The sequence below is a fragment of the Actinoplanes sp. NPDC021490 genome, from assembly GCF_055562135.1.
Map to the genome: position 1 here is coordinate 103036 of NZ_JBVHFW010000008.1, position 17807 is coordinate 120842.

Below are 17807 nucleotides of genomic sequence, written 5' to 3' on the forward strand. Positions count from 1 at the left end.
CTTGGTGAGTCTCAGGCGCCTGACTGCCGCTTGTCCTCTTCGGCGTCGTCCGCACCGACCGGCACGCCGTCGGAGTCGCGGGTGGCGTCGGTGAGGCGGCGGTCGTCCCCGCCGGCGCCGGAACGCACCGCCTCGGCGTCGGCGTCGGCGGCGCCCACGGTGGGGCCGTCCGAGGCGGCGCCGGAGTCTTCCCGCACGTTGTCGCCGAATTCGTCGGACAGTGCCGCGGCGATCGGCACGCCCTGCGGACCCGAGGGGTTCGTCATGACGAGATCCTTCCGTGAGAAGTGAACAACCCACGGATACCCGCTGCGGCGTGGGGTAGTCGCGGTGCATGACCAACAAGCGCACAGTCTCGGATCTCGTGGTGGAGCGGCTCGCGGCCTGGGGAGTCGACCGGGTGTTCGGCTACGCCGGCGACGGGATCGACGGCGTGGTCGGGGCGCTGCGCCGGGCCGGGAAGCCGGCTTTCGTGCAGGCCCGGCACGAGGAGAACGCGGCGTTCATGGCGGTCGGGCACGCGAAGTACACCGGCGGCGCCGGGGTCTGCCTGTCGACGCAGGGGCCGGGCGCGGTGCACCTGCTCAACGGGCTCTACGACGCCAAGCTCGACGGCAAGCCGGTGGTGGCGATCGTCGGCCAGCAGGCGTCGACCGTGCTGGGCAGCTCGTACCAGCAGGAGATCGACCTGCAGCGGCTGTTCGGCGACGTGTGCGCGCAGTTCGTGCAGACCGCGCACGCCCCCGAACAGTTGCCGATGCTGCTCGACCGGGCGTTCCGGACCGCGTTCGCCACCCGCAGCCCCACCTGCGTGATCCTTCCGCACGACGTGCAGACGGCCGAGGCGCCCGACGAGAGCACCCACGAGCACGGCGTGATGATGACCAGCCCGGGGCTGCGGCCGGCCCGGGTCGTGCCCTACGACGAGGACCTGCGCGCGGCGGCCGAGTTGCTCTCCGGCGGCGAACGGGTCGCGGTCATGGTCGGGCAGGGCGCGTACGGGGCGGCGTCCGAGATCGCCGAGCTGGTCGAGCGGCTCGGCGCGGGTGTCACCGCGTCGCTGCTCGGCAAGCCGGTGCTCGACGAGACCCTGCCGTTCCACACCGGGGTGATGGGCCACCTCGGCACCACGGCCAGCCAGCACCTGATGTCCGAGTGCGACACGCTGCTGCTGGTCGGCACCAACGACCCGTGGACCGAGTTCTATCCGGTTCCGGGCCAGGCGCGGGCGGTGCAGATCGACATCGACGGGCGGCAGCTGGGCGTACGGTATCCGGTCGAGGTGCCGCTGATCGGGGACGCCGCCGAGACCGTGCGCGCGCTGAACGCCCTGATCAAGCCGGCCGGGGGCCGTGCCTGGCGGGAACGTGTCGAGGGCTGGGTGCGCGACTGGCACGAGATCGCGCAGGCCCGGGCCGACGCCCCGGCCGAACCGCTCAACCCCCAGCACGTCGTACGGTCGCTGACCGGCCGCCTGCCGGAGAACGCGCAGGTCGCGGTGGACGTCGGCTCGGTCGTCTACTGGTACGCGCGTCACCTGCGGCTGCCGCGCGGCGTGCCGGCCCACCTGTCGAGCACGCTGGCCTCGATGGGCTGCGGTATCCCGTACGGGCTGGCCGCGAAACTGACGGCCCCCGACCGGCCCGCGGTGGTGCTGACCGGCGACGGCGCGATGCAGATGACCGGGCTGGCCGAGCTGGTCACCGTGGCCGCGCGCTGGAAGGACTGGGCCGACCCGCGTTTCGTCGTCTGCGTCCTCAACAACCACGATCTGGCCGAGGTGAGCTGGGAGCAGCGCGAGATGGAGGGCGAGCCCCGGTTCACGACCTCGCAGGAGCTGCCCGACGTGCCCTACGACCGCTACGCCGACCTGCTCGGGCTGCGCGGCCTGCGGGCGGAGTCGCCGGCCGAGATGGAGGCGGCGTGGGAGACGGCCCTGTCCGCCGACCGCCCGGTGGTCATCGACGCCCGCACCGACCCCGCCATCCCCCTGCTGCCGCCGGGCCGCACCGCCGAGCAGGTCCAGGGCATGTACGACGGGCTGGCCGCCGAGGAGGGCCCGCTGGCCCGCCGGGCCGAGGCGCACCTGCGTCGCGAGCGCGCCGACGAGGGGTACACCGACTAGCCTCACCCGCATGACGGTGCTCGACAACCGGGCGCTCAACCGGGCCCTGCTCGCCCGTCAGATGCTCGACGTGCGGCACACCAGGCCGGCCTTCGACGCCGTCGAGCACCTGTGCGGGCTGCAGGCGCAGGAACCGCACGAGCCGTACGTGGGTTTGTGGAGCCGCCTGGCGGGCTTCGAGCCGGCCGAGCTGGTCGAGCTGCTGGAGACGCGTCAGCTCGTGCGGACGTTGCTGATGCGGCGCACCATGCATCTGGTCACGGCGGCCGACTGCGTGGAGTTGCGTGCTCTGCATCAGCCGATGCTCGTGGCGCGCGTCCGGGCCGTCTACCGCCGCGAGCTCGAGCAGGTCGACCTGGGCGAGCTGGCGGCGGCCGGGCAGGCGGTGTTCGCCACGGAGCCGAGCACGCTGCCCGAGGCGGGCCGGGCCGTGGGGGAGCGGTGGCCGGACGTGGCGCCGCGGGTGCTGGGCGACACGCTCAGCTCGCTCGTGCCGCTGGTGCAGGTGACGCCGCGTGGCCTGTGGGGGCGGAAAGCGCCGGCCCGCAACACCACCGTCGAAGCCTGGCTGGGACGGCCGGTGGAAGAGCCGTGCGAGGCCGACGAGCTGGTGCTGCGTTACCTGCGGGCGTTCGGCCCGGCGGCGTCGGCCGACATTCGCGCATGGTCGGGGCTGAGCGGTCTGCGCGCGTCGCTGACCCGGCTCCGCCCTCAATTGCGCACCTTCCGCGACGTACGGGGAAGGGAGCTTTTCGATGTGCTCGACGGCGAGCTGCCCGAGACCGGGGACGTGCCGCCGCGTTTCCTGCCCGCCTTCGACAACGTGGTGCTCGGCTTCGACGACCGCAGCCGCGTCATCGACGACGCCTATCGCCCGCTCAGCGTCGAGGGCACCCGTTTCGTCCTGGTTGACGGGCGTGTCGCGGGCCTGTGGAAGCCCGCCGGCCCAGACCTGCAGGTCACGATGTTCGGGCCGGGGAGCACCGACGAGGTGGCCTTCGAGGGCGAGCGCCTGCGAGCCTGGCTCGGCCTCGAAGGGCGTACGGTGATAGAAATCCGTCGATAACGGGGAAGTGATCGGATGCCGGACAATCTCGCTGACAAGTCGTTTCATGCCAACCCCCATCCCTCGTACGCGCAATGGCGGCGCGAGGGGCCGGTCCGGGAAGTTCGCGTGGCCAGCGGCGCGATCGCCTGGCTCATCACCCGGTACGACGAGGCCCGCCGGGCGCTGGCCGATCCGCGGTTCTCCAAGAACGGGCACGACGGCCGCCACCCGTCCAGCGCGATCGAGCGGGCCCTGTCCCGGCACATGCTCGCCGTCGATCCGCCCGACCACACCCGCCTGCGCCGTCTGGTGTCGGCCGCGTTCACGGCCCGGCGGATCGAGGCGTTGCGGCCGCGCATCTCGGAGATCACTCAGGACCTGCTCGACAACTTTCCCGCCGACGGGCCGTTCGACCTGATCGACGCGTTCGCGTTCCCGCTGCCCATCCAGGTGATCTGCGAGCTGCTGGGTATCCCGGCCGACGACCGCGACGCCTTCCGGGCCTGGTCCAACATCATCGTCGGCGGCGTGGCCTATCAGGACCAGTTCCCGGACGCCGCGGGCGCGATGGTCGGCTACATCCAGGGCCTGCTGGCCGCCCGCCGCTCCGAGCCCGGCGAAGATCTGCTCTCCGGCCTGATCGAGGTGCGCGACAGCGGCGACAGCCTGGCCGAGGACGAGCTGGTCTCGATGGTCTTCCTGCTGCTGATCGCCGGCCACGAGACCACGGTCAACCTGATCGGCAACGGCATGTATCTGCTGCTCTCCCGGCCCGAGCGGTGGCAGCGTCTGTGCGCCGGCCCGTCGCTGGTCCCGACGGCCATCGAGGAGTTCCTCCGGTACGAGTCCCCGGTCGAGACGGCCACGTTCCGGATCACCACCGAGCCCGTCACGATCGGCGGCCGGACGATCCCGGCCCACGCTCCGGTGCTGATCGGCCTGCTGTCGGCCAACCACGACGAGTCCCGTTTCCCCGAGGCCGACGACGTGGTGCTCGATCGCGCGCAGAACTCGCATCTGGCCTTCGGGCACGGCATCCACTACTGCCTGGGGGCGGCGCTGGCCCGGCTCGAAGCGCAGATCGCCTTTACCGCGCTGTCCGAGCGCCACCCCGGCCTGCGCCTGGCCGTGCCCGAGTCGGAGCTGGTCTGGCGTCCCGGCCTGTTGCTGCGCGGACTCTTCACGTTGCCGGTGACGCCCGGATCGGCATCATCGCGCTGACCTTTTGTCGGTGGGCCGGTGTCACGCATTTCGGCCCGCGCCCTCTGAATGGCATGTCCCTTATTTGACGTGGGCGGTAGCCGAATCAGGTGAACGGACGATCCGGCATCGTTCTTTGGTGGCGAATCCCTTGATACGGCAGGGTTTCCGGTGTGGCAACGACCACTGCGCCGCATGCGTCATGCCCGCAATTGTCTGATTCGTTTTCCGTACGGAAACAATTCTTCGCCAAGTCTAAATAGTTGCCGACCATTCTCTTATGCAATTCATAGATTCCATGTGTAGGGTTCCGCCCGCCGGTTGATCAACTGGCTTTCTCCGCCCGCATGGAGCGCCCTGTCATGACCGAGAGCATCGACGCCAGCGTCGTCATCCCCACGCACACCGAGCGCCGCTGGGCGTCGTTGCAACGCACGGTCGCCTCGGCCCAGCAGCAGAAGGTGAGCCCCGCCGAGATCATCGTCGTGGTCGACCACAACCCCGACCTGTTCGAGCGGGCCAAGGGCGAGTTCCCCGGCGTGACGGTGCTCGAGAACACGTCGCTGCGCGGCGCGTCCGGCAACCGCAACACCGGCGCGTTCCACTCCCGCTCCGAGCTGATCGCCTTCCTCGACGACGACACCGTGGCCCACCCCACCTGGCTCGGCCACCTGGCCCGGCCGTTCGCCAACCCGGCCGTGGTCGGCGCGGGTGGCCTCATCGTGCCGGCGTGGGAACACACCCGCCCCAACTGGATGCCCGACGAGCTGCTCTGGACCGTCGGCGTCTCCTATGCGGGCATGCCCACCTCGGTGGCCGAGATCCGCAACGTGTGGTCGGCCAGCATGATGGTGCGGCGCGAGGCCTTCGGAAAGGTCGGCGGCTTCCGGGTCGGCTTCGGCAAGCTGGGCGACCAGAACCGCCCCGAGGACACCGAGCTGTGCCTGCGGATCAGCGCCGAAACCGGCGGACACTGGATGTACGTGCCCGACTCGGTCATCGAGCATGACGTGCCCATGGATCGTTCCACCTTCCGGTTCTTCCTGCGCCGCTGCTACGCCGAGGGGCGCGGCAAGGTGCAGATGGCCGGCCTGCTGCCGCGGGATCAGAAACTCGGCGCCGAACAGGACTACATCCGGCGTACGCTGCCGCGCGCGGTCGCCCGCAATCTGAAGGCGGCCACCCTCGGCCGCGGCGGATTCCACGCGCTGCGGGCCGCCACCGTGATCGCCGCCGTGGCCGCGGCCGGTTTCGGCGGCGGCGTCGAGACGATCTCCACGATGGGCGAGTCCGAGGCGGCCACCCGCTGACCGGTCCCCGGTCAGCCATTCGTTCCGGCCGCTTAACCCCGGGTCTTTAACGTCCCCGCTCATGCGAATCGTCCGCACTATCGTCGCCGGCACCGGCGTGCTCGCGCTCCTGCTCCCGGTGGGCGGGACCGCCTCGTACGCCGGCGGCCACCACGTCACCAAGCCCACGCTCACCGGCTGGGCCGCGCTGCCCGCCGGCACGTTCGTCCCCGGCAGCGAGCCCTCCGGCGCGCTCGCCACCGGCAACCTCAACGGCTTCACCGCGCCCTTCGCCGACCAGCCGATCCAGGGTTTCTCCGGCATCGTCGACAACGGCGACGGCACCTTCGACGTGCTCTCCGACAACGGCTACGGCAACCAGGCCAACTCGGGCGACTTTCTGCTGCGCGTGCAGAAGCTGGCGCCCGCCTTCGGCCGCAACCGGGTCGACGTGCTTGGCGGCATCACGCTGACCGACCCCGCCGGCAAGGTCCCGTGGACGCTGACCCGTCCCGACCGCGTCCTGACCGGTGCCGACTTCGACCCCGAGTCGATCGTGCGGGTGGCCGACGGCTCGTACTGGATCGGCGACGAGTTCGGCCCCCACCTGCTGCACTTCGACCGCGCCGGCCGCCTGCTCGACACCCCGGTTCCGCTGCCCGGCGTGATCGCGCCCGAGACCGCCGCGCGTACCGGGGCCGCCGCCACCGCCCGCAGCAGCAAGGGTTTCGAGGGCCTGGCCCAGTCGCCCGACGGCCGCCACCTCTACGCGCTGCTCGAAGGCACGGTGACCGGCGACCCGGCCGGCTCGCTGCGGCTCAACGAATTCGACCTGCGCGCCAAGGCGTACACCGGCAAACGCTGGACCTACCAGCTCGACAACCCCGACTTCGCCATCGGCGACGCCATCTCAATCGCCCCCGGCCGCTTCCTGATCATCGAACGCGACAACGGCCAGGGCGCCACCGCTGTCACCAAGAAGATCTACGAAGCCACGGCCCGCGGCTCCAAGCTGGAGAAGCGTCTGCTGGTCGACCTGATGAACGTCTCGAACCCCCGCAAACTCGGCGGCTTCGGCACCACGTTCACCTTCCCGTTCCAGACCATCGAGGACGTGGTCATCCTCGACGACCGCACGATCGCCGTCCTGAACGACAACAACTTCCCGTTCTCCACCGGCCGCAGCGCCACCGCCGCCGACAACAACGAGTGGATCACGATCGCCCTGCCGTCGTCCCTGCACCCCGACCGTCGCATTTTGCGATGACTCAGGCTTTCTGTAGCTATATGTCGTCCCAGCGCGCTTACTGCCTGCCGCTCCTGCGGTAACTTGCGCTTTCAGCGGCCCGTCGCGCTCCCTTTTTCGTACGACCTAGGGTTGGTCACCTGGCGCACGGGCCGCTGATTGCAACAACATCACTCCACCCAGCTTCCGGCGGCCCCACGTGGCCAGGAGCCCGCGCGGCCCGCTGCTTGTGATGGGCAACATCGCCCCACCCAGCCTCCGGCGGTCGACGTGGTCAGGAGCCCGCCCCGATAGCTGGCCCGCCCTGACCTGCCTCGTGGATCCGCCCATTCAGGCTTGCGGCCCACGTCCGTCGCGGCCGGGCCGAGCCGGGCCGGGCACAGCGTCCGTCCGGCCGTATCTGTCTTGACTACAGCGTAGGAAGCCCCACCCAACAACCTAGCCTCCTAGGATGCCTAGAGGTTGAGCCCCTTCATCAGTCGTGATCATTCGGCGGTCACGCAGGGTCGGCTCGTCGTCCGCGCGCTGTGGCCGACATGCCGTCTCCACCGTGCGACGTGCCGTTCGCCAAGCGACATGCCGTCTCCACCGTGCGATGTGCCGTTCCGTAAAGCGGCGTGCCGTCTCCGCCAGACGTGTTGTTCGGCCGAGCGACGCGCCGTTCCAACCAGCGGCGCGCCGTCTTCGCCAGGCGACGCCTCTCTCCGCGAAGTGGTGTGCCGTCTCCGCCCGGTGGGGAGCCGCGGAGCCGGCCACTCCGGGTACGTGCCCACAGGGCCGGCCCGCGGCCGGCTGCCGGTCGCCGGCGGAGCCGGGCCCCTCGATCGGCAGGTCGTCCGGCATCCGGCCGGCCGGGGTCTCGATGGTCGGATTTGCCGTCTGTGCAACGAAACCAGCCGTTCGGATGCGTACGAGTGTGAACGCCTCGTGTCCGGAGTGTGCCGCCGCCCGGGCGGTGTGAGCAAGAAAATTCTCGAGGCTTTTACCGGGCCGGATTGTGATCGTTCCGCAGGTCGGGGAAACGGTGTCTCCGTTACGGCCGGCATTGTCTAAAGTGGAGTGATAACTCCGTTACAAAGGGGACGCTAGGCTGATGATCGGTCAGTCGGCTGTTTTAGCGACATAAGGTACGGAGGCAGGTTATGACCGCGCGGGCGCCGCGTGCTGATGCTTTGCGGAATCGGTCGAGGGTGCTTGCCGCGGCCGAGCAAGTCTTCGTGGCGCGGGGCACGACGGTGTCGACCGAAGAGGTGGCCCGCGCAGCCGGAGTCGGCATCGGTACGGTCTTCCGCCACTTCCCGACCAAGGCGACCCTGATCGAGGCGGTCTTCCGCGAGCGGCTCCGGCGGTTCGCCGAGGAGGCCGACCAGCTGGCCGTGTCCGACGACCCGGCCACCGCGATCTGGACCTTCCTGGGCCGCATAGCCGAGGTGGCCGCGGGCAAACAGGCCTGGGCCGACGCCTTCGCCGCGGGCGACCTGCACGAGGCCCTCACCCCGGCCCGCGAGCAACTGCCACGTGCTCTGGGGGCGCTGCTGACCCGGGCGCAGGAAGCCGGCGCCATCCGCCACGACGTGACGGTTCCCGAGTTGACAGCTCTCATGCTCGCCGTGTCCCGGGTTCCCGACCACGGCGCCGACGGCGCCCCGTTGCGGGCCCGGGTGCTGGCCATCGTGTTCGACGGCTTGCGGCTCCAGCATTGACCCTCTGGGGTGTGGCTGGGGGCCACCGGCGGCGCCCGCGCAGCTAGGGTGGTGCGGTGGCTGCGCTGAGTGTTGCCTGGGTGGACGACCAGTACGACCGGGAGAACGCGGGGCTCGGGCGCAGCCGGTTCGCCGAGCACGTCTGGGTTCATGCCAAGGAGTTCGACGACTGCTGGGGTGACATCTCGCCCGTCGGGTTCGCGTGTGCGGCCTGGCGTCTGGCCACCGCGCCGCACCTCGATCCGGGATACGTGCGGCTGCACCGGCGTGTGCTGACGGCCGAGCTGCGGCGCAACACCTGGGACGGCTCCCTCACCGCGGCCGTCGAGCTGGTCGCGCCCTGGCCCGCGGCGATCGGGGCGTCCAAGAGCTGGACCCAGGACCGGGGCTGGCGTGACTGGCCCGAGACGTTCGGCCAGTTCCTGGCGCCGTCGCAAGAGGAACTGGCCCGCATCCCGCACGCGCGCTCGATGCTGGTCGTCGAGGCGCCGCTGTCGTTCGCCGGTCTGCCCGCGATGCCCGACAGCGCGGGCCCGGAGCTTCCGGAGCTGGCCGAGCGCACGGTCACGGTCCTGGTGCGCGAGCTCAACGACCTGCTCTCCCCGATGGTCACCCAGTTGGAGGCGGCCCGATGACCCGGCTTCTGGGGGCCCTGCACGAGGCCGAAGACCTGACTGACGCCGTACGGGCGCAAGGGGGTGGCCTGTCGCGGCATGAGTTGCTCGGGCAGGCGGCGGGGGTGGCGCGACGGATCGCCGGACGCCGGATGGTGGCCGTGGAAGCGACGCCGACGCTCGACACCGTGGTGGCCGTGACCGGCGCCCTGCTGGCGGGGGTGCCGGTGGTGCCGATCCCGCCCGACGCCGGGGAGCTGGAGCGGGCGCACATTCTGGCCGACTCGGGCGCCGAGCCGATCGACGCCGGGCCGTGGGCCGCGAGCAACGACGTTCCCGCCGAGCCCGACGATTCGAGCCCGGCCCTGGTCCTTTACACCAGCGGCACGACCGGGGCGCCCAAGGGCGTGGTGCTGTCCCGGGCGGCGCTGGCGGCCGACCTCGACGCGCTGGCCGAGGTCTGGCAGTGGACGCCGGCCGACACCCTCGTACACGGGCTGCCGCTCTTTCATGTGCACGGTCTGGTGCTGGGCGTGCTCGGGCCGCTGCGCGTCGGTTCCCGGCTCGTGCACACCGGCCGGCCCACCCCGCAGGCGTATGCCGCCGCGCCCGGGACCTTGTATTTCGGCGTGCCCACGGTGTGGTCGCGGGTCTGCGCCGCTCCCGCCGAGGCTCGCGCGCTGGCCCGGGCCCGCCTGCTGGTGTCGGGCAGCGCGCCCCTCCCGGTGCCGGTGTTCGACGAGCTACGCGCGCTGACCGGCCAGGCCCCGGTGGAGCGGTACGGCATGACCGAAACGTTGATCACGGTGAGCGCCCGCGCCGATGGTGAGCGCCGCGCGGGGCATGTCGGCCTGCCCGTTCCCGGAGTCGAGACGCGGCTGACCGACGACGCCGGCGAGCCCCTGCGGCCGGGCGCCGAGATCGGGCACCTGCAGGTTCGCGGGGCCACGCTGTTCGACGGCTATCTGCACCACGGGCGTCCGGAGGTGGACGGCTGGTTCGAGACCGGCGACGTGGCCATGATCGGCGAGGACGGGTGGCATCGGATCGTCGGACGGGCCTCGACCGACCTGATCAAGACCGGGGGCTACCGGGTCGGCGCGGGCGAGGTCGAGGACGCGTTGCTGATGCATCCCGCGGTCCGTGAGGCCGCCGTCGTCGGCACCCCGCATCCGGATCTCGGCGAGCAGATCACCGCGTACGTGGTGGCCGACGGGACGACGGAGCGGGAGCTGATCGATTTCGTCGCCACCGGCCTGTCCGTGCACAAGCGGCCCCGCGTCGTGCACCTGGTCGGCAGCCTTCCCCGCAACGCGATGGGCAAGGTGCAGAAGGCGGCACTACGGTCGGCCCGATGAGGGTCTGGCTTACTCCGCAGTTCTGGCTGCGCGTGCTCATCGTGGTCTCCGGGCTGGTCGGCCTGCTCATCGGCGAGCACCGCATCGCGTACTACACGTGCCAGAGCAACCTGATCACGCTGGGCTATTTCGGCGGGGTCCTCTATTGGATGGTGCGCCGCCGCACCACCGATCCGGCCGCACCCCGCCTGCGCGGCGCGGTCACCCTGTGGATCGTCATCACCGGCCTGATCTCGCACTTCATGCTGCAGAACGGCGAGAACCCGCTGCCCGGCCTGGCCGCCGACGACCCCGCCCGGCAGGTCACCAACTGGTCCCTCTTCCTCGTGCACTACGCCGTGCCGCTGCTGGTCCTGGCCGACTGGATCGCCTTCGGCCCGCGCCGGGTCTCCCCGTGGCGCGACCTCCCGCTGTGGATCCTGTTCCCGCTCGGCTACGGCGCGACCTCGGTGGCCCGCGCGGTCCTGTTCCCCACGGTCAGCGACCGCTACCCCTACTTCTTCCTCAACCCCACTTCGCACGGGTACGGATGGGTGGCCGGCCAGTTCGTGAAGCTGGGCGTGATCTTCGCCGTGCTGGGTGCGGCGCTGCTGGCCATCGACCGCCTCGCCGCACGGATGAGCCCCGAGCCTGTCCACCATCCCGAGTTGTCCACAGGCCGCCCCGCCAAGATCGGCTCAGCTCACGCCGACAGCACGTAGATCCGGGGGTTCAGCTTGCCGATCATCTGGTACACGCCCCACAGGCAGTCGGTGAGCATGAACTCGTAGCCGATGGTGCCGAACCGCTCCTCGTACGCCGCACGGTTGCGCAGCATCCGCGACACCCGCAGCAGCTGTTTGGAACTGGTGGCAACGCCATCCTCCTCGAGGCGCTCGCGCGTCTCACCGTGCAGCTCGATGCACTGGACGATGCTCAGCCCGGCCCCGGTGATCGCGGCCTCGAACCGCTGCGGATCGGTGCTTGCGGCGTGGATGCCCGCCGGCGGCCACAGGAACGCCGCCTCCGCCGGCGTCAGCCAGTCGGTGGCGGTCATCTGAAAGATCACCGCACGAGCGCCGGGTTTGAGCACCCGCCGGAACTCGCCGAACACCGTCTCCAGATCCTCGACGTGAACGAGGACGTCCTTGCACCAGATCAGGTCGACCGAGCCGGTGGGATCGGTCAGTTTCTCGGCGCGGCCCTCGTCGATGCGGACCCGGGCGGCGCCTTCGGGTTCCTCGACGGCGAACGCGGCGAGGTCGCGGGCCGCGTTGTCCAGATGACGGCGCACCGGCTCGACGCCCCGCACCGTGAACCCGAAGCGACGCGACAACTCGAAGCAGTGACGTCCGTCCCGGGCGCCGACATCCAGCACGGCCGAACCCGGCGGGAGGCCGGTCTCGGCGACCAGGTCGAACAACAGCTCGTTCAGGCCCCGCGGCGACAGGCTCTCGTCCAGGGCCGCATCGATCTCCTGGTCGTCGAACGCGTCACCGTAGACGTCGTCGATGCTGCGCATGGCCCGCGGGGCGGGAAGGCTGGTCATAGCCGCGCACGCTAGGAGCGGCCCCGCGAGCGCGCAACGGACTTTCGAAGGGCCGCGGGGCCGGACCCCGATTTCAGCCCCCGATCCGGCCGAATCTCACCTGCTTCCAGTTCCAGATCCGGGCCAGCTTCACCCGGTCGCCCGGCTTGGGGGCGTGCCACACCTGGCCGGCGCCCGCGTAGACGGCCACGTGGTAGGCCCGGCCGCCCGAGACCCAGAAGACCAGGTCGCCGGGGCGGGTCGCGGCCCCGGTGATCTTCCGGGCGGCGCTGTACTGCGCCTGGGCGGAGCGCGGCAGGTTGACGTCGGCCTTCGCGTACGCGAAACCGGTCAGGCCGGAGCAGTCGAACGCGGCGGGCCCGCGGGAGCCGTACCGGTAGGGCTTGCCCCGTTGGGCCCGGGCCGCCGCGACGATCTTCTGGCCGCGAGCAAGAAGGGCGGCCGCAGCGGCCGGGGCCGCGGCAACCGGGGCCGCCGAGGCCGGTGCGGGAGCGACGAGCAGGGTGGCGGCGATGACCGCGGCCGCGAACATGAGCAGCAGGCGGCGCGGCGTCGTGAGGTGGAACAAGACGATCCTCGGTCCTTCAACCGCCTGCGAGGTTAGCTGTCGGATTAGGCCTGAAGGCGGCCCGCCGCGTACGCGACTTCACCCCGAGCCGGCGCGATGGCCGGCGTTCTGGTTCCCCCGCTCCCGCCCACTGAAGTTCCGTCGATGTCAGGTCGGGCCACCCCCGGTGGGCGGGACTCGGCGTTCCGGGGCGGCCTGGTGCGTGTCCCGATGTGGGGCGCACGGAAGGACGATCGGCCGGTTGCCGCGATCCGCCACCCTTTCGCAGCCGTCCCAGAAACCTCGTGCGTCCCCAATCGAACAAAAGACCGCAAATCGCTCCGGACATCGGGGACGAAGAGCCCGGAATGACCGCGATATCGGGCGCGCGGGCCGGTGAGGCTCCTCACCAAATAACCCGGAGCGCAGCAACCTAAGGCATCGCTTAGGTAGCTGTTGACATTGGACGCCGCTCAGGAAAGATGCTCGGCAATCGAGGGAGGTGCGGCGTGCAGGTTCCGGCTCCGTTCGAATACGAGCGTGCCACCAGTGTGGACCAGGCGATCGGACTGCTGGAACGTCTGGGCAGCTCAGCACGGCTGGTGGCGGGCGGGCACAGCCTGCTGCCGATGATGAAGCTGCGGCTGGCGAACTTCGAATATCTGATCGACATCAACCCGCTGCACGCCGAACTGGGATACATCCGGGTGCAGGCCGGTGAGGTTCGCATCGGGGCCATGACCCGGCATCGGGAGCTGCTCGAGTCCGACGAGCTGGCCGCCGCGTTCCCGATCTTCCGGGACGCCGAGCGCGTGATCGCCGATCCCGTGGTGCGCAACCGGGGCACGCTCGGCGGCTCGCTGTGCCAGGCCGATCCGTCCGAGGACCTGTCCGCGGTGTGCACGACCCTCGACGCCAGCTGTGTGATCCGCGGGCCGGGCGGCGCCGAGCGGGTCGTGTCGATGGAGGAGTTCCACTTCGGGCCGTACGAGACCGCCGTCGGCGACGACGAGATGCTGGTCGAGGTGCGCTTCCCGGTGCGTACGGGTGGCGGCAGCGCGTACGAGAAGGTCGAGCGCCGGGCCGGGGACTGGGCCGTGGTGTCGGCCGGCGCCGCGGTGTGGCTGGCCCCGGACGGCACGATCGCCGACGCGCGGGTGGGTCTGGCCGCGGTCGGGCCCAACACGACCGGCATCCCGGAGATCTCGCGGGCGCTGCGGGGCAACACGCCGGACGAGGAGATGTACGAGCGGGCCGGTGCGATCGCCGCGGGCAGCTGCGACCCGGCCACCGACCAGCGGGGCAGCGAGGACTACAAGCGCCACCTCGCCGACGAGCTCACCCGCCGCACGCTGCGCAAGGCTGTCGAACGGGCGAGGAGCTGAGTCCATGCAGGTCACGATGACCGTCAACGACGTCGAGGTCACCCGGGAGATCGAGGGCCGGCTGCTGCTCGTGCACTTCCTGCGCGACACGCTGAGCCTGACCGGCACGCACTGGGGCTGCGACACCAGCAACTGCGGCACCTGCGTGGTGTGGCTGGACGGCGAGCCCGTCAAGTCGTGCACCGTGCTGGCCGCGATGGCCGGCGGGCACGAGGTCCGTACGGTGGAAGGCCTGGCGAAGGGGGCCGAGCTCGACCCGATCCAAGAGGGCTTCATGCAGTGTCACGGGCTGCAGTGCGGGTTCTGCACGCCGGGCATGATGATGACCTGCCGGGCGCTGCTCGACAAGAATCCCGACCCCACCGACGCCGAGATCCGTGAGGCCATCTCCGGTCAGATCTGCCGGTGCACGGGCTACTCCACGATCGTCCGCTCGGTGCGCTGGGCGTCGGTCCACGAAGCGGCGGCGAACAAATGACGACAGTGGAAGAGCCCAGAACGACCACGTTCGACGACAACGACCAGAAGCCCGTCGGGTACGGGCGGATGCTGCGCAAGGAGGACCCGCGCCTGGTCCGCGGCCGGGGCCGGTTCACCGACGACGTGCAACTGCCCGGCATGCTGCATCTGGCCATCCTGCGCTCGCCGTTCGCGCACGCCCGGATCGTCAACGTCGACACCAGCGCCGCCGAGGCCGCGCCGGGCGTCAAGGCCGTGGTCACCGGCGAGACTCTCAAGGGGCTGGGCCTGGCCTGGATGCCCACGCTCTCCAACGACGTGCAGGCCGTGCTGGCCACCGACAAGGTGCGCTTCCAGGGCCAGGAGGTCGCCTTCGTCGTCGCCGACGACCGGTACGCCGCCCGCGACGCGCTCGAACTGATCGACGTGGAGTACGACGTCCTCGACCCGGTCATCGACGCGCGGCAGGCCCTCGCGCCGGACGCGCCGCTGATCCGCGACGACCTCGAGGGCAAGACCGACAACCACTGCTTCGACTGGGAGACCGGCGACGCCGACGCCACCGAGGCCGTCTTCGCCCGGGCCGACGTGGTCGTCAAGGAAGACATCGTCTATCCGCGCGTACATCCGGCGCCGATGGAGACGTGCGGCGCGGTCGCCGACTTCGACTCGGTCGAGGGCCGGCTGCGCCTGTGGTCGACCACCCAGGCCCCGCACGCCCACCGCACCCTCTACGCGATCGTGGCCGGGCTGCCTGAACACAAGATCCAGGTGATCGCGCCGGACATCGGCGGCGGGTTCGGCAACAAGGTGCCGATCTACCCCGGTTACGTGTGCGCGATCGTCGGTTCCATCGTCACCGGCAAACCGGTGAAGTGGATGGAGGACCGGTCGGAAAACCTGATCAGCACCGGGTTCGCGCGCGACTACATCATGCGCGGCGAGATCGCGGCCACCCGCGACGGCCGCATCCTGGCCATCCGGACCAACGTGCTGGCCGACCACGGCGCGTTCAACGGCACGGCCGCCCCGGTGAAATATCCGGCCGGCTTCTTCGGCGTCTTCACCGGCAGCTACGACATCGAAGCGGCGTACTGCAACATGACCGCCGTCTATACCAACAAGGCTCCGGGCGGGGTCGCGTACGCGTGCAGCTTCCGCATCACCGAGGCGGTGTACCTGGTCGAGCGGATCGTCGACTGCCTGGCCGCCGAGCTCGACATGGACCCGGCCGAGCTGCGCCTGAAGAACTTCATCCAGCCCGACCAGTTCCCGTACGAGACCAAGACCGGCTGGGTGTACGACTCCGGCAACTACGAGCCCACGATGCGCCAGGCCATGGACATCGCCGGGTATGCCGAACTGCGCCAGGAGCAGGCCGAGAAGCGGGCCCGCGGCGAGCTGATGGGCATCGGCATCTCGTTCTTCACCGAGGCGGTCGGGGCCGGCCCGCGCAAGGACATGGACATCCTCGGCCTGGGCATGGCCGACGGCTGCGAGCTGCGGGTGCACCCCACCGGCAAGGCCGTCGTCCGGTTGTCGGTCAAGACCCAGGGTCAGGGTCACGAGACGACCTTCGCGCAGATCGTGGCCGAGGAGATCGGCATCCCGCCGGCCGACATCGAGGTCGTGCACGGCGACACCGACCAGACGCCGTTCGGGCTGGGAACGTACGGGAGCCGCTCGACCCCGGTCTCGGGCGCCGCGGCCGCCCTGGTCGCTCGCAAGGTGCGCGACAAGGCGCAGCTGATCGCGTCGGCCATGCTCGAGGTGACCGTGGCCGACCTGGACTGGGTCAAGGGCTCGTTCCAGGTCAAGGGCGACCCCGGCAAGGCGGTCACCATCCAGCAGATCGCGATGCGCGCGCACGGCGCCGGCGACCTGCCGGACGGCATGGAGGGCGGGCTCGAGGCGCAGATCTGCTACAACCCGTCGAACCTGACCTACCCGCATGGGGCGTACATCTGCGTGGTCGACGTTGATCCGGGAACCGCGCAGGTCAAGGTGCGGCGGTTCATCGCGGTCGACGACTGCGGCACCCGGATCAACCCGATGATCATCGAGGGGCAGGTGCACGGCGGGCTGACCGACGGCGTCGGCATGGCGCTGATGGAGATGATCGCCTTCGACGAGGACGGCAACTGCCTCGGCGCGTCCCTGATGGACTATCTGATCCCGACCTCGCTGGAGGTGCCCGACTGGGAGACCGGCTACACGGTCACGCCGTCGCCGCACCACCCGATCGGGGCCAAGGGAGTGGGGGAGTCGGCCACCGTGGGGTCGCCCCCGGCCATCGTCAACGCCGTGGTCGACGCGCTCAAACCGTTCGGGGTGCGGCACGCCGACATGCCGCTCACACCGTCGCGGGTGTGGGACGCCATGCGCGGCCGCGCGACCCCGCCGATCTAGGGACAGCCATGACGATCACGGACAGGGCCCGCGAGCTGACCGTCTCCAGGCGGCCGTTCGTGCATGCCACGGTGGTGCGCGCCCAGGAACCGACCTCGGCGCGCGCCGGCGACGACGCGGTGATCCTCGACGACGGGTCGATCGAGGGCTTCGTGGGTGGCGTGTGCGCCGAGGGTTCCGTACGGGCAGCCGCTCTGGACACGCTCTCGTCCGGTCAGACGCTGCTGCTGCGGGTGCTGCCGGACAACGCCCCCGAGTTCCCCGAGACGCCGGGGGCGCTGGTCGTGGTCAACCCGTGCCACTCCGGCGGGGCGATCGAGATCTTCCTGCGCCCGGTGCTGCCCCGGCCCCTGCTCGGCGTCGTCGGCGGCACCCCCATCGGCCGGGCCGTCGGCGAGCTGGCCTCGTTCCTCGATTTCGAGCTGACAACCCTTCCCTCGTACGCGGGGGCAGCCGCGGTCGTCGTGGCCGGGCTCGGCCGCGACGAGGAAAGGGCCATCCGGGCCGCGCTGGACGCCGGGGTGCCGTACATCGCCCTGGTCGCCAGCCACACGCGCGGCAAAGTGGTGCTCGACGGCATGGGTCTGACCGGCGCCGAACGGTCCCGGGTGCGCAATCACGCGGGTCTCGACATCGGCGCCCGTACGCCCAAGGAGATCGCCCTGGCCATCCTGGGTGAGATCGTGCGCGAGATCCGGGCCGGCCGGCTCACCCCGGCCGCCCCCGGACCGGTGGTCGTCACCATCGCGGCCGCCCCGCCGCGGCAGGCCGTCGATCCGGTCTGCGGCATGACCGTGTTCATCGGCGACGACACCGCGCACGCCGTCGTGGACGGGCAGGACCACTGGTTCTGCCGGGCCGGGTGCCGCGACACGTTCGTGGCGGCGGCGGCCTAG

Annotated in this window: 16 protein-coding genes and 1 riboswitch; of the genes, 13 read left to right on the forward strand and 3 right to left on the reverse strand. The window is 70.7% G+C overall.

All coding sequences use genetic code 11. The features are described 5' to 3' along the window. Positions 1-11: 11 nt before the first annotated feature. Entirely contained in the window at positions 12-266 is a 255-nt protein-coding gene (locus ACZ3I4_RS22190; RefSeq protein ID WP_465383885.1) for a hypothetical protein, read from the reverse strand. A 68-nt stretch (positions 267-334) separates the two neighbouring features. Between ACZ3I4_RS22190 and ACZ3I4_RS22195 the strand changes: the two genes are divergently transcribed. From ACZ3I4_RS22195 to ACZ3I4_RS22235, 9 genes are all read left to right on the forward strand, one after another. Beyond that, on the forward strand, positions 335-2125 hold the full coding sequence (locus tag ACZ3I4_RS22195) for a thiamine pyrophosphate-requiring protein (protein WP_465383886.1): 1791 nt from the start codon (positions 335-337) through the stop codon (positions 2123-2125). A gap of 10 nt (positions 2126-2135) precedes the next feature. Further along, the gene (locus ACZ3I4_RS22200; RefSeq protein ID WP_465383887.1) at positions 2136-3191 is read left to right on the forward strand and encodes a winged helix DNA-binding domain-containing protein; all 1056 of its coding nucleotides are present in this window, start codon (positions 2136-2138) and stop codon (positions 3189-3191) included. Positions 3192-3206: 15 nt separating this feature from the next. Next, entirely contained in the window at positions 3207-4394 is a 1188-nt protein-coding gene (locus ACZ3I4_RS22205; RefSeq protein ID WP_465383888.1) for a cytochrome P450 family protein, read from the forward strand. Between the two features lie 341 nt (positions 4395-4735). Beyond that, complete coding sequence (locus ACZ3I4_RS22210) at positions 4736-5683, forward strand: glycosyltransferase family 2 protein (protein WP_465383889.1); 948 nt, start codon at positions 4736-4738, stop codon at positions 5681-5683. A 61-nt stretch (positions 5684-5744) separates the two neighbouring features. After that, on the forward strand, positions 5745-6929 hold the full coding sequence (locus tag ACZ3I4_RS22215) for an esterase-like activity of phytase family protein (RefSeq protein ID WP_465383890.1): 1185 nt from the start codon (positions 5745-5747) through the stop codon (positions 6927-6929). A gap of 1196 nt (positions 6930-8125) precedes the next feature. Next, on the forward strand, positions 8126-8611 hold the full coding sequence (locus ACZ3I4_RS22220) for a TetR/AcrR family transcriptional regulator (RefSeq protein ID WP_465383891.1): 486 nt from the start codon (positions 8126-8128) through the stop codon (positions 8609-8611). Between the two features lie 56 nt (positions 8612-8667). Beyond that, complete coding sequence (locus tag ACZ3I4_RS22225) at positions 8668-9246, forward strand: hypothetical protein (protein WP_465383892.1); 579 nt, start codon at positions 8668-8670, stop codon at positions 9244-9246. After that, positions 9243-10583, forward strand: a complete 1341-nt coding sequence (locus ACZ3I4_RS22230) for an AMP-binding protein (RefSeq protein WP_465383893.1) — start codon at positions 9243-9245, stop codon at positions 10581-10583. The genes ACZ3I4_RS22225 and ACZ3I4_RS22230 overlap by 4 nt, the downstream gene beginning before the upstream one ends. Further along, positions 10580-11284, forward strand: a complete 705-nt coding sequence (locus ACZ3I4_RS22235; RefSeq protein WP_465383894.1) for a Pr6Pr family membrane protein — start codon at positions 10580-10582, stop codon at positions 11282-11284. Before ACZ3I4_RS22230 ends, ACZ3I4_RS22235 begins: the two co-directional genes overlap by 4 nt. Here the strand turns inward: ACZ3I4_RS22235 and ACZ3I4_RS22240 are convergent. Together ACZ3I4_RS22240 and ACZ3I4_RS22245 are read right to left on the reverse strand one after the other, a co-directional pair. Next, complete coding sequence (locus tag ACZ3I4_RS22240) at positions 11266-12111, reverse strand: class I SAM-dependent methyltransferase (protein ID WP_465383895.1); 846 nt, start codon at positions 12109-12111, stop codon at positions 11266-11268. The two genes, ACZ3I4_RS22235 and ACZ3I4_RS22240, sit on opposite strands and share 19 nt — an antisense overlap. Before the next feature lie 73 nt (positions 12112-12184). Continuing rightward, positions 12185-12679, reverse strand: a complete 495-nt coding sequence (locus ACZ3I4_RS22245; protein WP_465383896.1) for a C40 family peptidase — start codon at positions 12677-12679, stop codon at positions 12185-12187. Positions 12680-12684: 5 nt separating this feature from the next. Then, positions 12685-12833: riboswitch (cyclic di-AMP (ydaO/yuaA leader) on the reverse strand. 334 nt (positions 12834-13167) lie between these two features. Here ACZ3I4_RS22245 and ACZ3I4_RS22250 point away from each other — a divergent pair. Genes ACZ3I4_RS22250 through ACZ3I4_RS22265 form a run of 4 tightly spaced genes read left to right on the forward strand, consistent with a single transcriptional unit; the run spans position 13168 to position 17807 of the window. After that, entirely contained in the window at positions 13168-14043 is an 876-nt protein-coding gene (locus tag ACZ3I4_RS22250; RefSeq protein ID WP_465383897.1) for an FAD binding domain-containing protein, read from the forward strand. Positions 14044-14047: 4 nt separating this feature from the next. Beyond that, the gene (locus ACZ3I4_RS22255; RefSeq protein ID WP_465383898.1) at positions 14048-14521 is read left to right on the forward strand and encodes a (2Fe-2S)-binding protein; all 474 of its coding nucleotides are present in this window, start codon (positions 14048-14050) and stop codon (positions 14519-14521) included. Next, entirely contained in the window at positions 14518-16911 is a 2394-nt protein-coding gene (locus ACZ3I4_RS22260) for an aerobic carbon-monoxide dehydrogenase large subunit (protein WP_465383899.1), read from the forward strand. Before ACZ3I4_RS22255 ends, ACZ3I4_RS22260 begins: the two co-directional genes overlap by 4 nt. Before the next feature lie 8 nt (positions 16912-16919). After that, a complete protein-coding gene (locus ACZ3I4_RS22265) occupies positions 16920-17807 on the forward strand; it encodes an XdhC family protein (RefSeq protein WP_465383900.1) in 888 nt (295 codons plus the stop codon).

Coding starts and splice junctions, on each gene's coding strand:
- ACZ3I4_RS22190 (WP_465383885.1), bottom strand. CDS start 266: ATGACGAACCCCTCGGGTCCGCAGGGCGTGCCGATCGCCGCGGCACTG.
- ACZ3I4_RS22195 (WP_465383886.1), top strand. CDS start 335: ATGACCAACAAGCGCACAGTCTCGGATCTCGTGGTGGAGCGGCTCGCG.
- ACZ3I4_RS22200 (WP_465383887.1), top strand. CDS start 2,136: ATGACGGTGCTCGACAACCGGGCGCTCAACCGGGCCCTGCTCGCCCGT.
- ACZ3I4_RS22205 (WP_465383888.1), top strand. CDS start 3,207: ATGCCGGACAATCTCGCTGACAAGTCGTTTCATGCCAACCCCCATCCC.
- ACZ3I4_RS22210 (WP_465383889.1), top strand. CDS start 4,736: ATGACCGAGAGCATCGACGCCAGCGTCGTCATCCCCACGCACACCGAG.
- ACZ3I4_RS22215 (WP_465383890.1), top strand. CDS start 5,745: ATGCGAATCGTCCGCACTATCGTCGCCGGCACCGGCGTGCTCGCGCTC.
- ACZ3I4_RS22230 (WP_465383893.1), top strand. CDS start 9,243: ATGACCCGGCTTCTGGGGGCCCTGCACGAGGCCGAAGACCTGACTGAC.
- ACZ3I4_RS22235 (WP_465383894.1), top strand. CDS start 10,580: ATGAGGGTCTGGCTTACTCCGCAGTTCTGGCTGCGCGTGCTCATCGTG.
- ACZ3I4_RS22240 (WP_465383895.1), bottom strand. CDS start 12,111: ATGACCAGCCTTCCCGCCCCGCGGGCCATGCGCAGCATCGACGACGTC.
- ACZ3I4_RS22255 (WP_465383898.1), top strand. CDS start 14,048: ATGCAGGTCACGATGACCGTCAACGACGTCGAGGTCACCCGGGAGATC.
- ACZ3I4_RS22260 (WP_465383899.1), top strand. CDS start 14,518: ATGACGACAGTGGAAGAGCCCAGAACGACCACGTTCGACGACAACGAC.
- ACZ3I4_RS22265 (WP_465383900.1), top strand. CDS start 16,920: ATGACGATCACGGACAGGGCCCGCGAGCTGACCGTCTCCAGGCGGCCG.